The organism is Legionella steigerwaltii (assembly GCF_001468065.1).
Taxonomy (GTDB): domain Bacteria; phylum Pseudomonadota; class Gammaproteobacteria; order Legionellales; family Legionellaceae; genus Legionella; species Legionella steigerwaltii.
In genome coordinates this window covers 501,561-515,716 of the sequence record NZ_LNYZ01000013.1, presented here as the reverse complement: position 1 = coordinate 515,716, position 14,156 = coordinate 501,561, and the positions used below count along the sequence as shown (strand labels likewise).

Sequence of the window (14,156 nt, the reverse complement as noted above, 5' to 3'; positions counted from 1 at the left end):
AAGATGACAAAAACGACTTTTATTGAATTTCCCTGTTATTTTCCTATAAAAATAATAGGGAATAATTCAGCTTTTTTTCTTGAGGAAATTAGACAAATTACCATTACACACTTTCCCAATATTGAAGAAGATGCATTAACTCATAAAATGAGTAAGGATTCTAATTACTTAGCAATAACAATCACAGTTTATGCTGAGAATCAAGAGATGCTTGACACGTTTTATCGAGCCATTACAAAGCATCCAGAAGTAAAAATGGTTCTATAATGAAAATACGACAGCTAGGTATTCGAGATTACAATGAAGTTTGGCTGCGAATGAAAGAGTTTACCCAAAATCGTGAGGAAAGCACATCTGATGAGCTTTGGCTTTTAGAGCATTTTCCTGTTTATACCCAAGGACAGGCAGGAAAGCCTGAGCACATACTAAATCCTGAATCCATATCCATAGTTCAATCTGATCGAGGGGGACAAGTAACTTATCATGGACCTGGTCAACTTGTTGCTTATGTTTTGATGGATATCAGAAGGAAAAATTTGGGAATAAGATCGCTAGTGAGTAAGCTAGAACAGGTTCTAATCTCTGTTCTTGCACAATATCAAATAGAAGGATCTATTCATTGTGGTGCACCAGGAGTATATGTCAATGAACAAAAAATAGCCTCAATAGGATTAAGAGTAAAAAATGGCTGTACTTATCATGGAATTGCGCTTAATGTTGATATGGACTTAAAACCTTTTTCAGGAATAAATCCTTGTGGATTTGCAAAAATGGAAATGACTCAAATAAGACATTTCATTCCTGATGTTCAAATTGATCAAGTCAATCAGCATTTTGTGCAATATTTTCTAGAACAATTTTATCCCTGAAAAAAATATGAACTTGTTCGTTGACTACGTACAACCGCTTACAGACTGGTTGCAACATAACCCACGTTGGTCTTTATTTATTACCTTCCTTATTTCCCTGACCGAGTCCCTAGCAATTGTAGGCAGTATCGTACCCGGGAGTGTCACTATGACCGCTATAGGTATACTGGCGGGTTCCGGAATTATGCGCATTGATCTTACTTTATTAGCAGCTATTTTAGGTGCTGTTGCTGGTGATAGCCTAAGTTACATTCTAGGATACTACTACAGTGATCGATTGACTGAAATTTGGCCATTTAGCAAATATCCTAAATGGATAGAATACGGCAAGGACTTCTTTGCTACACATGGTGGAAAAAGTGTATTAATTGGTCGCTTTGTTGGCCCTCTACGCTCAATTATTCCAGTCATCGCCGGAATTTTGCATATGAAACAGTGGCGATTTTTTGTAGCCAATGTTTTGTCTGCTATCGGCTGGTCTCTATTATACGTCATGCCTGGTGTTGCAATCGGAGCGGCAAGCCATGAATTATCCGCTGAAAGTGCAACACGTTTATTTGTGCTAATACTTGTTTGCCTAGCAGGGCTTTGGTTTATTGGCTTATTTATAAAACGATTAATCCGATTATTAAATTCTTTTTTAACCTCACATTTACATGTCTTTTGGCTCAAGCTTAAAAATACTCCGCTTTTAGCCTATGTGTATAATGCATTTACTCCAAAAAGTGAAACAAATCACTATCCTACTGCTTCTCTTGTGCTAATAACCCTGCTCTGTTTATTTTGTTTTTTGATTCTTCTGGTCTTAACTGTTGTAACACAATGTCTCATAAATATTAATCTACCTACCTATTTGTTTTTACAAAGTTTTAATACATTGTCTCTGAAAGTTTTTTTCATCTTTTGCACCCAATTGACCTCAACAACAACAATAATTAGCCTCTTTATTATTTGTTGTTGCTGGTTTATTTTCCATAAAAATAAAACCGCAATTATTTATTTATGTAGCCTGATTTTTTTTAGCGGTATTGCTGCTTCATGGCTTACATCTCTTATTCACAGCCCGAGACCATCAGGGCTATTGGTCACTTTACCCGGCTTCTCCTTTCCAGCAGTTAACCTCCTGGTTGCTACCGCATTATACGGATTTATTTTATTTTACATTAATAGTACCTATACCTTATTCACGAATATACTGAAATCAATCGTATTTACAATTTTACTCTTTAGTGGTTTAGGTTCTCTCTATTTAGGGGATTATTGGCTTACAGACGTTTTAGCATCTTATTTTTTAGGTACAACAATTTGTTTAATTCACTGCTTAATTTATAGAAAATCCAATATCTTGCAAAAGAAAACTACGCATTCATTGTTAATGATTTCTCTTCTTTTAATCGGTATACTATTGGCCTCATTTGCATCGACCTATATTAATTTTAAAGCGCTATCTTATAACCATACTCCTAACTATAAAAAATTTACTCTCAGTGAAGTAACATGGTGGGAGCAGGAAAAACCAATTCTCCCAATTTATCAATTCAGCAGAATAGGTAAGAGAATCAGTTTGTTAAATCTTCAATTCGCAGGCAGTTTAGATTTATTGCAAAATAGTCTTGAGAAGAATGGTTGGGAAACACAAACAGACTCATTTTTTACCAATTTATTGATGCGTATGAATCAGCAACCAAACAGTGTTAAGCTTCCATTATTTACCCAATTATATGAAAACAAACCACCTATTTTGGTCATGACATATACCGATCAGCAAACTAAGCTAACACTGGAGTTAAGGGTTTGGGAGTCAAATTATAATTTATTAGAATCAAACCAACCCTTATGGATAGGTAGTGTTCATCCATCCAATCGTGCAAATAAGCAAATGAGTAATCAGGGCTATTTTCCAAATTTAATCAATCCATTAAAGTATTTGTTTAAAGATGAAGATGTATTTACAGTCAAACAAATCAAACTACCAGATACCATGATTAAAACAACCTTATATCCAACACGGCCCTACTTAACGCTTATTAAAGAAAAAAATCAAGCTTTTACCCAGTAAGTAGCTTTGTTTTATAACACATCTATAAATGACCAATTTTTTATTGTTTCTGTAAATGATGAGTTACAAAATAATGCCTTAAGGTAATTTAGAATCTCTACTTTGCTCTTCAATTTCTTTATAAGCTTGCGTTATTTCCTGATAACGCTTCCTATATTTAGCAAAAACTAGAGGTTTATCTTCAAGTGCATAATGAACATTATTAAATTGTTACATTGAAAAGAACTGAGGTGATCCTTCATCAGGCTATGGCCACTCAAAAACCCATTTGAGCTTACATTATCTATACATATGTAGAAAATACTGTTATAACTATATGGCTTTAAAGTAAATACCATTTAATTTTGAGAGTATGCTCAAATGTATACACTGGGAAAATTAATCCAAGCTTTTTTTCCATTAATTGCTCTAGTCCTCTTTATTATTGGAATTAAAAGAAATGCGATTTATTACATCATTTCATCTCTTTGGCTAAGTCTTATTGCCGTGCTGATTCATTTTCAGTTTTCAGGAAACCAAATTTTTGGAACGTATTTTAATTATTTTAATGCTGGAGTCTATTCATTTAACTTTCTTATATTGCTCCTTGCGTTAATACAAGTCATATCACATTTACGTGTTAACGGCCCTGCTTTTAAATATATATACGCCTTTGTTAGTTCATTCTTAGTTGTTGGCGCAATTATTGTAATCAGCAACCTTTGGATTAATGCATTTTTTATAGAACATAAGATGGAGGGCACACCCATCATGCAAGTGGCACTCTTTGAAAGACCAGATTATTGTGATAGTAAATACGTTTTTTATAAAATTGACCAAGACAGTTCTGTCATGTATCTCTGTCCAAATCATTATGGTTTGTTACCCTCTTTTGGACGCTTAGCGACAAGCCCAGACTTTATAACAACACAACTGTCATTACCTGTAAAAAAACAATTACTACTGAAACAAAAAAATAAGAGTTAACGTATGGATACGCTCCCTAGATATATATCAATAAATTCAATTATTACATAAGGGTTACGTAGTCCTGATTTAGTCAAGATCCTAGGAGGTTAAATTGTTCTTTGGGTTAATATTTGATAACATGCCAACACTTCATCACTTTAATGTTTATATGAAACGGTTATTAGCCCTTATCATAATGATGCTGAGCATCAATTGCCATGCCATGACACACAAGCTTAATTGGGATCAAGCAGTTGATAAAGCAATAAAACGTTATGGCTTACGAGTTGAACCCCGTCTTAAATCTTATTTCGCTAAAGCAAAAGTAAGTTATCCTCCACGCGAAATCGCCTTACTCGCTTTTAAATCAGAAAGAAAAGTAGAACTCTGGGCTAAAAATCCTGATCAAAAATGGAAACATGTCCACGACTATCCTTTAACTGGATTTAGTGGCCGATTAGGACCTAAGCTCCGTGAAAATGACAAGCAAATTCCAGAAGGTGTTTATAGACTAGTTAATTTTAACCCCTTTAGTAGTATGCATTTGTCAATGATGATTAATTACCCCAATAATTTTGATAAGCAAAAAGGTTATCAAGATGGAAGAAGAAATTTAGGTAATAATATTTTTATACACGGTAAAAACTTATCAGTAGGTTGTTTAGCAGTAGGTGATCTGGCTATAGACCAGCTTTTTATTTTGGCGCGTCGTGTTGGTCTAGAGAACATCCAAGTGATTATTGCACCCAATGATTTGCGCAATGATAAACCATCTACCTCTACATTTGCGCAACCCAGATGGCTTCCTGAATTATATAAACAAATTGCGGAATCACTAAAACCCTTTAACAAGAAAGACTATACGGTTTAAATCGATGTAGCCTGGGTGAAGGCGCAGCCGGAACCAGGGAAATCGTATGGCAGAAAACCCGGGTTCCGGCTGCGCCTTCACCCAGGCTACAAGAAACTTTTTAATTCAATCACTCTTTTGGTAAAGAAGCTAAAAATTCAGTAACCTCTTTAGGTGATAATTCATAACACTGTCCACGTGATAAAAATCTTGGCATCGTTAATTGACCGTAACGAATGCGTATCAATCGACTTACTTCAACTCCTTGTGATTCCCACAAACGTCGAACTTCCCGATTACGACCCTCATTCAAAGTCACATGATACCAAGAGTTAGCACCCTCACCGCCTCGAAATTCCAAGCGTGTGAATTTAGCTATCCCATCTTCAAGCTCTACCCCTTTTTGAAGCTGATTTAAAGCATCAGGACTAACCTGACCATGAACTCTCACTGCATATTCTCTTTCTAATCCGTATTTAGGATGCATTAACTGATTGGCTAAATCACCATTATTAGTAAAGATAAGCAATCCAGAAGTATTTAAATCCAAGCGGCCTACTTGTACCCAACGACCTTGTCGTAAGTGGGGTAAATGATCAAAAACCGTTTTCTCAAATTTAGGATCATGTCTACTTGAAATTTCACCAACAGGTTTGTGGTAAAGTAGGATACGTATATTTTGCCTTACCTTAAGAGGATTAGGGATTAGTTTTCCTTTTACAGTGATTTTATCTTCGGCACTTGCTGAATCCCCTAGTTTTACAGGTTTTCCATTCACTTGTACCCAACCATTTTCTATCCAACGTTCCATTTCTCGTCGCGATCCAAGACCTGCCTGGCTTAGTATTTTCTGTAACCTTTCGCTGCTCATTCGGTAATATACTCTTCATTAGGATTATGTAAGGTTAATGCTTCCATAACCTCAGGTAAGGCTGGAAGTTCATTTAAATATTTTAAATTAAAATAATTTAAAAACTCTCTCGTTGTTGTATATACAGCAGGTTTACCCGCTACATTTTTATAACCAGAAATACGAATCCATTCTCTTTCCAATAACGTTTTTATTATGTGACTACTTACTGCAACTCCACGCAACTCTTCAATATCCGCGCGAGTAACCGGTTGCTTATAAGCAATAATAGCTAAAGTTTCAAGTAAAGCGCGAGAATATTTAGTTGGTTTCTCGATTTGCATTCGCGCAATCCAATTACTGTATTCTTTTTTAGTTTGGATCATAAAACCCGTTGCAACATGAACAAGGTCAAAAGATCGTGATGCATAATCCTCTTTTAAGTCATTGATAATAATACTTAAGTACTCTTTAGTAGGTCTTTGCCATTCATCAAAAACTTCTAATAATTTATCAAGTGATATGGGTTCATTAGAACTTAAGAGTAATGCTTCAACAATGTTTTTTAATTCCTTTTCATCCATATTATGCTGCCTGTAAATGTATAGGAGAAAATGCTTCGTTTTGTGTAATTACAATAAGTGATTGTCTTGCTAATTCCAAAATAGCCAACAAAGAGACAACTAACCCAATTCGTCCTTCTTGAACAGAAAATAATTGACTAAACTCCAAGACCTTGTGTTCCTGTAGTTGCAACAAAATATGGCTCATACGCTCACGAACAGATAGTGCTTCACGCGTGACCTGATGATGACTCATTTGTTCTTCTCTTTGCAATAATGTTTTCATTGCATCAATTAAATCCTCGAGCTTTACTTCTGGGTGCACAATGATCTGCTCAAGTTCCGACGGTACTACTTGAATAATAAAATGATCTCGTTCTTGTCGAGGGAGCGCATCAAGCAGTTCTGCGGCAATTTTAATTTGTTCATAGGCTTGAAGTTTTCGTACTAGCGCCATTCTGGGATCTTCTTCCTCTTCATCATCGCTAGTAGCTGGGGTTGGCAGCAACAGCCGTGACTTAATTTCTGCAAGCATTGCTGCCATCAATAAATAATCAGCAGCTAACTCCAATCGTCTGCACTCCATCAATTGAATGTAATGCAGGTATTGTTTGGTAATGCTTACAATAGGAATATCCAAAATATCAATATTCTGTTTGCGAATCAGATACAAAAGCAAATCGAGCGGGCCACTAAAAGAATCCAACAGTACTTCAAGCGCATCAGGAGGAATAAATAAATCTTCTGGAAGCTCTGTAAGCTCCTTGCCATCAACTATTGCTTTTATTTCTGGATTGCTTGATATTTCAATGTCCATGCTAACAACTCATTTTTTTGGTTCGACACAGTGCACTTTCAAAGATCCACATATTACATAGGAGAACGGGTGAAACCTGGTTTCTAATCGGGTAACCCAGGATTGCTTTTTAGAACCTATTTTAAAATCTTACCTTGATCAGTAAAACGTCGGCATTTTTGTACTCTATTGCTCATTTACTTCTATGTAAAATTACACTGCGGTACACAAAACCGACGCTTTCTGAGCCAAGCTAAAAAATTTTAAAGACTCTTTAGCAACCGAACATCAATAATCGAGCCCCATGACCTCTCGTACTGTGCTTAAATTTTTACAAGCCACTTCTCGAGCGGCCTCACTCCCTTCAGAAACGATTCGTTTCACAGAACTTAAATCAGATTCATATTCAGCAATCGCTTCCTGGATGGGTTGTAATTCCTTATTAATCGAATCAACAACAGGTCTTTTGCATTCAATACAACCAATTCCTGCAGAACGACATCCATTTTGCACCCAATCCTTTACTTCATTATTTGAGTAAATTTTATGGAGTTGCCATACTGGACATTTTTCTGGTTCACCCGGATCGGTTCGTTTGACTCGCGCGGGATCAGTTGGCATAGTCAAGATCTTTTTTTCAACCTGTTCTGGCGGTTCTCTTAACATAATGGTGTTGTGATAAGACTTAGACATTTTTTGTCCATCAAGACCAGGCATCTTGGCAGTCTCAGTAAGCATTGGATGAGGTTCTGGTAAAATAATTTTTCCACTGCCCTCTAAATAGCCTAATAAACGCTCTTTATCACCAATAGATAAGTTAGATTGGTCTTCTAAAAGAGCTTGTGCTGTTTTAATCGCCTCATGATTTCCATGTTCCTGAAATTGTCGACGCAATTCACTGTAATACTTGCTGTTCTTTTTTCCCATCTTTTTAATTGCTTCAGCTACAAGCTCTTCAAAATTTGGTTCTTTCCCATAGATATGATTAAACCTACGCGCAATTTCTCGAGTTAGTTCAATATGAGATACCTGATCCTCTCCAACTGGAACATAATCAGCATGATAAATTAGAACATCCGCACTTTGTAATAAGGGATAGCCTAAAAAACCATAAGTTGATAAATCCTTTTCTTTTAATTTCTCTTGCTGATCTTTAAAGCTAGGCACCCTCTCAAGCCACCCTAAAGGAGTAATCATGGATAACAGCAAATGCAGTTCCGCGTGCTCTGGTACCCATGATTGAATAAATATTCGTGATAACCCTGGATTTACACCACAAGCCAACCAATCAACGATCATATCCCATAAATGGTTCTCGATAAAACCTGGCTCTTCATATTGTGTTGTTAAACCATGCCAATCGGCTGCAAAAAAGAAGCAATCATATTGATGTTGTAATTTGATCCAATTTTTTATTACACCATGGTAGTGCCCCAGATGTAATCTTCCGCTAACTCGCATTCCAGAAACAACTCGCTTATTGGAACTAAATAGTGCTGACATCAATATCCTCTTTTAATAATTAATTATTTAAAGGGCTCAGGATCACCTTTACCCTCCCTTATTATCACTGGATACTCACCAGTTAAATCAACTACAGTCGTCGGTTCATGCCCACAATTGCCACCATCAATAACCAAGTCGATTTGATTTCCCAAAAGATCATAAATTGCTTCAGGTTCACTTAATGGAGCCTTAGCACCTGGAAGAATTAGTGTAGTACTCATTAATGGTGCCTCAAGGCACTCCAGCAATGAAAGTGTAATCATATTATCAGGAACACGTAATCCTAGGGTTTTCCTTTTGGGATGCAGCATTAAGCGAGGAACTTCATGTGTTGCATTAAGAATAAACGTATAAGAACCAGGCGTGAATGCTTTCAATAATCGGAATATTGGATTGGATACTCGAGCATAAGTGCCAAGTTGGGATAGATCACGACATACAAGCGTCATATTATGATTTTTATCCAATTGTCGCAGTTTTCTAATGCGCTCAAGTGCTGCCTTGTTCCCTAAGCTGCAACCTAATGCATAACCCGAGTCTGTAGGATAAACAATTAATCCACCGTCCTCAATAATACTTACCGCTTTTCTCAACAAACGAGCTTGCGGATTGTCAGGATGTAATGCAAAAAACTGACTCATAAGGTCCCCTGTTAGATGTTCCATTCATACCAAATAGGCCTACAGTTTACTGGTAGTTGTTTTTGACTTCCAAGATTAATTCGCGAAGAAATATCACTATGATAGTCTGACCCAGAAGAAGCTAATAAATCAAAACGTAGGCATATTGCAGCCATTTCATTAACTTCAGTTACTGTCATTTCCCCCGAAACAACTTCTATTCCTACGCCACCAGCCTCTTTAAATTCATTAATTAACTCATGCAATTTAGAACGCGTCAATCCGTATTTAAGTGGATGAGCAATCACTGCCTGACCACCTGCGGCAATAATGCTTTGTACAGCCTCTTGAACACCAATCCAGGGAGTAGGAACATAGGCACTCTTGCCTCTACCTAGAAAACGTTTAAATGCAGTGGCTAAATCTTTGACCATACCTTCATTAACAAGAAGTTGGGCAAAATGAGGTCTACCTACTCGATCATGACCTGCCAAATCACGCGCTTTTAAGTAAGCATCCGAAATACCGAGCAATTCCAAAGCGCTACCAATTTGTTGTGCGCGATCCACTCTACTTTGATTTTGTCGCTTAATCAGTTCGAGAAAGTTTGCAGTATGATTAATTTGATAACCTAGAATGTGTAATTCATGTTTTTTCCAGCGAACACTAAGTTCTATGCCATTAATTATTTTAATTGATGTTGCAGAAGCTGCATCAAGTAACGCTGAATAACCAGCAATTGTATCATGATCGGTAAGTGACAAACACCTTATCTTTTGACTTTGTGCTCTTTGTATTAGTTCTTTTGGACTTAAGATTCCATCAGAAAAATTGCTATGACAATGAAGGTCGATCATGAGTTTCGTGTTATATCAAAAAAAAGAATGATTGTAGCATAAATCTTGCAGAAGATGTGCTTTCTGCACTATTCTTGCGTGCTTATACTCTGCACGGTCAAAAAGTATAATAAATACTATACTGATAATATATATTACTTCATTAAGGAAAACCAAAAAATAATGATTCATAATGTTCATCACGTTAAATTATGCCGAAAATCAATCGTTGCACGAAACAACAAACAAGCTGATTTTCTCGATTCAATTGACCGCTTTGACATAACTTTTGCTGTGGGTCCTGCTGGAACTGGGAAAACTTATTTGGCTGTTTCTAAAGCCATACAATGTTTTGAAAAGGGTGAAGTACAAAGATTGATTTTTGTTAGACCCGCAGTTGAAGCAGGTGAAAAATTAGGCTTTCTGCCAGGAGATTTGGTGGAAAAGGTGTTGCCCTATTTAAGACCAATTTATGATGCATTATATGAAATGATCGGTTTTAAAGAAACACAGAAATTGATTCAAACTGATATAATCGAAGTGTTACCTTTAGCATTCATGCGTGGACGAACATTAAACGAATCATTTATCATTCTTGATGAGGCACAAAATACTACTATTATGCAGATGAAAATGTTTTTAACTCGCATAGGTTTTGGTTCAAAGGCAGTGGTAACTGGAGATATGACACAAGTAGATTTACCCAAGGGTATTGATTCCGGACTTGCCCATGCAGTAGGATTATTCAAAAAAATACCGGAAATTAGTATTCATACTTTCACAAGTCGGGAAGTAGTACGACATCCGTTAGTATCTAAAATTGTTGACTGCTATGATAATGCATCAACTGGAAAAAAATAATGAGTTATTATATTGATATTCAAAATGCAACTGATGAATCCCTACCAGTTAGCGAAGATGAAATAACACGTCTAGCACACCTAACATTGAGGGATTTTCAAAAAGAAGCTGAGCTGACAATTCGCCTGGTTATGCCAGAAGAAATGATTTACTTAAATCATACATACAGAAAACAGAATAAGACCACTAATGTACTGGCATTTCCCAGTGCATTGCCCCCTGAAATACAAGTTGAGTGCTCACTTTTAGGTGATGTTATTATTTGTCCGCAAGTATTACTAGAAGAAAGTAAACAACTTAATAAGACATTAGAAGCCCATTGGGCATTGATTTTGATTCATGGAATATTGCATTTATTGGGCTATGATCATATTAAGGATGATGAAGCAGCCATAATGCAATCTATTGAAATTAAATTGTTAGCGGAACTGGGGTTTCCTAATCCTTATGACGCAGAGGATATTGAACTTGAATAAAGAGGAAGATAATAGTACGTGGTTTGCTCGCCTTAAACAATTTTTACAAGGTGAGCCACAGAATCAAGAGGAACTTGTTAGTTTATTAAGGGACGCTCAAATTCGCTCTCTTATTAGCGCTGAAACTTTGGCAATGATAGAAGGTGCTATCTCATTCTCCAAAATGCGCGTACGAGATATCATGTTGCCAAAAAATCAGATGGTTAGCATTAAACAAGACGATGAATTCTGCGATATTATTAAAACAGTGACTCAAACTGGTCATTCAAGGTTTCCAGTAATTGCTGCAGATTCAGATGAAATCATAGGAATATTACACGCAAAAGATTTATTACGTTATCAATCATCTAATCTAGACACCTTTGATTTGTTAGATATTTGTCGTTTGACTGCTTTTGTTCCTGAAAGTAGACGTCTGGATAGCTTGCTCAGTGAGTTTCGTAGCAACAAAAATCACATGGCTATTGTTGTGGATGAATATGGCGAGGTCTCAGGATTTGTAACCATTGAAGACATTATTGAACAAATAATTGGCGATATTGAAGATGAATTTGACATTGATGAAGACGCTTATCTTAAAGTACATGAAGATGGGCACTATATTGTTAAAGCCCATATGCCTATTGATGAATTCAATGAACAACTGAATGCAGATTTTAGTGACGAATTTTATGATACAATAGGTGGTATTGTAATGAATAGTTTTGGTCATTTGCCTTCACGAGGGGAAACCATTACGATTGATTCTTTTGAATTTAGAATTATTAATGCAGATGCGAGAAGAATTAAGTTAATGGAATGTATTGATCAACGTAAGGCATAGTGAAGTATGAATGGTAATATTCTCATAATTGATGATGATACAGAGCTGACTGATTTATTAGCCCAATACCTGGTGCCCGAAGGTTTTAATGCAGTATGCGTTCATGATGGTGAAAGCGGCGTAAAAAAAGCTTTAAATCAGACTTTTGATGCAATTATTCTTGATGTCATGTTGCCTAAATTAAATGGTTTTGAGGTATTAAAAGCAATTCGTGAGCATTTGGAAACACCTGTTCTCATGCTAACCGCTCGTGGAGATGATATTGACCGTATCGTAGGTCTTGAAATTGGTGCGGATGATTACTTACCCAAGCCTTGTAATCCACGCGAACTTGTAGCACGCTTGCGTGCTATTTTAAGACGCACTCAAAAAATTCCCACATCAAGACCGATAATCGAACAGCACAATATTGTTGTTGATTGTTCCAAACGCCATGTAACTATGGCCGGCAATTATCTTGAACTAACAAATGCAGAATTTAATATTTTAGAGATGCTTATTAAATCACCAGGACAAGCATTTTCAAAAGAAGAGCTCACTGAATATGCCCTGGGCAGAAAATATACTGCGTATGATCGTAGCATAGATGTTCATATCAGTAATCTAAGAAATAAGTTAGGAGATAATCCTCAAGGCGAACCTATAGTTAAGACTGTTCGTGGCTTTGGATATATGTTTAATGCGTAGTTTATATTGGAAAATTTTTATTTCATTTTGGCTAGCCACCATACTTATTATTTTCACCACTGCCTGGGGCATCAGTCATATTGTGCAAAAATCCTCATTGCCTGCACAAGAACAACTTTTTATGGACAGCTATGCAAATGCCGCTGTTGCAACTTATGAATCAGGGAGACAAGCTGCTTTATTAAAATGGCTGAATAAAATCGGCATTTCCCGCCATATGTCGCTTTACTTGTTATCCAGTACTGGTGAAATTATTGGGACACAGGTAGCACCAGAAAATGTAAAAGAAGTTGCAGAAAATCTGCTTCAAGATCAACTGAATGAAGGCATTTTAAAATCAGGGAAACTCATTGTCAGCCATGAGATTTTATCAACGTCAGGAAAATTCTATCGTCTTGCAGCGGTTAGTGAAAAACCTATCTATCATTTTGTTGGTGTACCCTGGGCTGGTCTAGCGATTCGTCTTACTTTAGCCACATTTATTAGCGGACTTATTTGTTATTTATTATCGCGATATTTAACTCAGCCTTTGCGATCTTTGGGTATGGCGGCAAAGTCAATTGCAACGGGAAAATTAAATACACGCGTCGGACATTTAAGAGGACACCATAAAGATGAAATTGCTCAATTGAGTAAAGAGTTTGATCGCATGGCAGAACAACTAGAAACTTTAGTTAATTCAAAAGAAAGACTGCTGCAAGATATTTCTCATGAATTGCGCTCGCCTCTTGCTCGGCTGCAAATTGCTATTGAGCTGGGGCGCAATAAAACACAACATCTAGCAGATAGCGAATTCAATCGCATGGAACTTGAGTGCTCCCGATTAAATGTTTTAATTACAGAGGTTTTGGATTTTGCTCGTTTAGAAAAATCAACAACCGAGCTTAATTTAACTGAAACCGATCTTTCTGAGCTTTTGTTCAATATCATTAATGATGCTAATTATGAAGTTGGTGAAGATACGCCTAGAGTCCAAGCTGGGATAATTGAGTCGTGTCACTTATTAATTGATGAACGATTGATTCATAGAGCAATAGAAAATGTGGTTCGCAATGCGTTGCATTACTCACCCGCTGCCAAACAAGTTACCGTTTCATTAAAATATGATGAAACAAAAGAACATGTATACATCGACGTTAGCGACAAAGGACCAGGTGTTCCTGAAGATCAGCTAGAGAGAATATTTAATCCGTTTTATAGAGTAGATACATCAAGAACAAAAAAAACTGGTGGGTATGGTTTAGGTTTGGCTATAGCCTCCCGTGCGATTCAATTACATCATGGTGAAATTACTGCTCTAAATAATCCTGATGGTGGATTACTTGTTCGAATCATTCTAGGTTCATCACACTTAGTTAAAAAAGAGAAACCCGAATCAAACTCAATTATGGCTATATAAAAACAAATAACAA

16 protein-coding genes are annotated in these 14,156 nt (G+C 36.5%); 10 read left to right on the top strand and 6 right to left on the bottom strand.

The window, feature by feature from the left end; translation table 11 throughout:
* Positions 1-3: 3 nt before the first annotated feature.
* The 5 genes from Lstg_RS10080 to Lstg_RS10060 all read left to right on the top strand — a co-directional run bounded on the left by Lstg_RS10080 (position 4) and on the right by Lstg_RS10060 (position 4,747).
* Positions 4-267 (top strand): HP0495 family protein, encoded by a 264-nt coding sequence (locus tag Lstg_RS10080; RefSeq protein ID WP_058477531.1) that lies wholly within the window; start codon positions 4-6, stop codon positions 265-267.
* Positions 267-869 carry a lipoyl(octanoyl) transferase LipB gene (gene lipB, locus Lstg_RS10075; protein WP_058477530.1) on the top strand — a complete coding sequence of 201 codons (603 nt, stop codon included), beginning with the start codon at positions 267-269 and terminating at the stop codon, positions 867-869. Before Lstg_RS10080 ends, lipB begins: the two co-directional genes overlap by 1 nt.
* 7 nt (positions 870-876) lie before the next feature.
* A complete protein-coding gene (locus Lstg_RS10070) occupies positions 877-2,928 on the top strand; it encodes a bifunctional DedA family/phosphatase PAP2 family protein (RefSeq protein ID WP_058477529.1) in 2,052 nt (683 codons plus the stop codon).
* A 360-nt stretch (positions 2,929-3,288) separates the two neighbouring features.
* Positions 3,289-3,894 carry a hypothetical protein gene (locus Lstg_RS10065; protein ID WP_058477528.1) on the top strand — a complete coding sequence of 202 codons (606 nt, stop codon included), beginning with the start codon at positions 3,289-3,291 and terminating at the stop codon, positions 3,892-3,894.
* Positions 3,895-4,045: 151 nt separating this feature from the next.
* Positions 4,046-4,747, top strand: coding sequence for a L,D-transpeptidase family protein (locus Lstg_RS10060; protein ID WP_415583199.1), 702 nt, complete (start codon positions 4,046-4,048; stop codon positions 4,745-4,747).
* 109 nt (positions 4,748-4,856) lie between these two features.
* On the opposite strand, the gene rluB is transcribed toward Lstg_RS10060, so the two are convergent.
* From rluB to Lstg_RS10030, 6 genes are all read right to left on the bottom strand, one after another.
* Entirely contained in the window at positions 4,857-5,597 is a 741-nt protein-coding gene (rluB, locus tag Lstg_RS10055; protein ID WP_058477527.1) for a 23S rRNA pseudouridine(2605) synthase RluB, read from the bottom strand.
* Positions 5,594-6,160: an SMC-Scp complex subunit ScpB gene (gene scpB, locus Lstg_RS10050; RefSeq protein WP_058477526.1), complete on the bottom strand. Its 567-nt coding sequence runs from the start codon at positions 6,158-6,160 to the stop codon at positions 5,594-5,596. Before scpB ends, rluB begins: the two co-directional genes overlap by 4 nt.
* Before the next feature lies 1 nt (position 6,161).
* Positions 6,162-6,956 carry a segregation and condensation protein A gene (locus Lstg_RS10045; protein WP_058477525.1) on the bottom strand — a complete coding sequence of 265 codons (795 nt, stop codon included), beginning with the start codon at positions 6,954-6,956 and terminating at the stop codon, positions 6,162-6,164.
* Between the two features lie 267 nt (positions 6,957-7,223).
* Positions 7,224-8,438, bottom strand: coding sequence for a tryptophan--tRNA ligase (locus Lstg_RS10040; protein WP_058477524.1), 1,215 nt, complete (start codon positions 8,436-8,438; stop codon positions 7,224-7,226).
* 23 nt (positions 8,439-8,461) lie between these two features.
* Entirely contained in the window at positions 8,462-9,082 is a 621-nt protein-coding gene (locus tag Lstg_RS10035; protein ID WP_058477523.1) for an L-threonylcarbamoyladenylate synthase, read from the bottom strand.
* Positions 9,083-9,093: 11 nt separating this feature from the next.
* Complete coding sequence (locus tag Lstg_RS10030) at positions 9,094-9,918, bottom strand: PHP domain-containing protein (protein ID WP_058477522.1); 825 nt, start codon at positions 9,916-9,918, stop codon at positions 9,094-9,096.
* Between the two features lie 162 nt (positions 9,919-10,080).
* Between Lstg_RS10030 and Lstg_RS10025 the strand changes: the two genes are divergently transcribed.
* Genes Lstg_RS10025 through cpxA form a run of 5 tightly spaced genes read left to right on the top strand, consistent with a single transcriptional unit; the run spans position 10,081 to position 14,143 of the window.
* Positions 10,081-10,758 (top strand): PhoH family protein, encoded by a 678-nt coding sequence (locus Lstg_RS10025; RefSeq protein WP_115324552.1) that lies wholly within the window; start codon positions 10,081-10,083, stop codon positions 10,756-10,758.
* Positions 10,758-11,234 carry an rRNA maturation RNase YbeY gene (gene ybeY, locus Lstg_RS10020; protein WP_058477521.1) on the top strand — a complete coding sequence of 159 codons (477 nt, stop codon included), beginning with the start codon at positions 10,758-10,760 and terminating at the stop codon, positions 11,232-11,234. Before Lstg_RS10025 ends, ybeY begins: the two co-directional genes overlap by 1 nt.
* Positions 11,206-12,057, top strand: a complete 852-nt coding sequence (locus Lstg_RS10015; RefSeq protein WP_115324551.1) for an HlyC/CorC family transporter — start codon at positions 11,206-11,208, stop codon at positions 12,055-12,057. Before ybeY ends, Lstg_RS10015 begins: the two co-directional genes overlap by 29 nt.
* A 6-nt stretch (positions 12,058-12,063) precedes the next feature.
* Positions 12,064-12,744: a two-component system response regulator CpxR gene (gene cpxR, locus Lstg_RS10010; RefSeq protein ID WP_058477519.1), complete on the top strand. Its 681-nt coding sequence runs from the start codon at positions 12,064-12,066 to the stop codon at positions 12,742-12,744.
* Positions 12,737-14,143 carry a two-component system sensor histidine kinase CpxA gene (cpxA, locus tag Lstg_RS10005; protein ID WP_058477518.1) on the top strand — a complete coding sequence of 469 codons (1,407 nt, stop codon included), beginning with the start codon at positions 12,737-12,739 and terminating at the stop codon, positions 14,141-14,143. Before cpxR ends, cpxA begins: the two co-directional genes overlap by 8 nt.
* Positions 14,144-14,156 lie beyond the last annotated feature (13 nt).

Coding starts and splice junctions, on each gene's coding strand:
- Lstg_RS10080 (WP_058477531.1), top strand. CDS start 4: ATGACAAAAACGACTTTTATTGAATTTCCCTGTTATTTTCCTATAAAA.
- lipB (WP_058477530.1), top strand. CDS start 267: ATGAAAATACGACAGCTAGGTATTCGAGATTACAATGAAGTTTGGCTG.
- Lstg_RS10070 (WP_058477529.1), top strand. CDS start 877: ATGAACTTGTTCGTTGACTACGTACAACCGCTTACAGACTGGTTGCAA.
- Lstg_RS10065 (WP_058477528.1), top strand. CDS start 3,289: ATGTATACACTGGGAAAATTAATCCAAGCTTTTTTTCCATTAATTGCT.
- Lstg_RS10060 (WP_415583199.1), top strand. CDS start 4,046: ATGAAACGGTTATTAGCCCTTATCATAATGATGCTGAGCATCAATTGC.
- rluB (WP_058477527.1), bottom strand. CDS start 5,597: ATGAGCAGCGAAAGGTTACAGAAAATACTAAGCCAGGCAGGTCTTGGA.
- scpB (WP_058477526.1), bottom strand. CDS start 6,160: ATGGATGAAAAGGAATTAAAAAACATTGTTGAAGCATTACTCTTAAGT.
- Lstg_RS10045 (WP_058477525.1), bottom strand. CDS start 6,956: ATGGACATTGAAATATCAAGCAATCCAGAAATAAAAGCAATAGTTGAT.
- Lstg_RS10040 (WP_058477524.1), bottom strand. CDS start 8,438: ATGTCAGCACTATTTAGTTCCAATAAGCGAGTTGTTTCTGGAATGCGA.
- Lstg_RS10035 (WP_058477523.1), bottom strand. CDS start 9,082: ATGAGTCAGTTTTTTGCATTACATCCTGACAATCCGCAAGCTCGTTTG.
- Lstg_RS10030 (WP_058477522.1), bottom strand. CDS start 9,918: ATGATCGACCTTCATTGTCATAGCAATTTTTCTGATGGAATCTTAAGT.
- Lstg_RS10025 (WP_115324552.1), top strand. CDS start 10,081: ATGATTCATAATGTTCATCACGTTAAATTATGCCGAAAATCAATCGTT.
- ybeY (WP_058477521.1), top strand. CDS start 10,758: ATGAGTTATTATATTGATATTCAAAATGCAACTGATGAATCCCTACCA.
- Lstg_RS10015 (WP_115324551.1), top strand. CDS start 11,206: ATGACGCAGAGGATATTGAACTTGAATAAAGAGGAAGATAATAGTACG.
- cpxR (WP_058477519.1), top strand. CDS start 12,064: ATGAATGGTAATATTCTCATAATTGATGATGATACAGAGCTGACTGAT.
- cpxA (WP_058477518.1), top strand. CDS start 12,737: ATGCGTAGTTTATATTGGAAAATTTTTATTTCATTTTGGCTAGCCACC.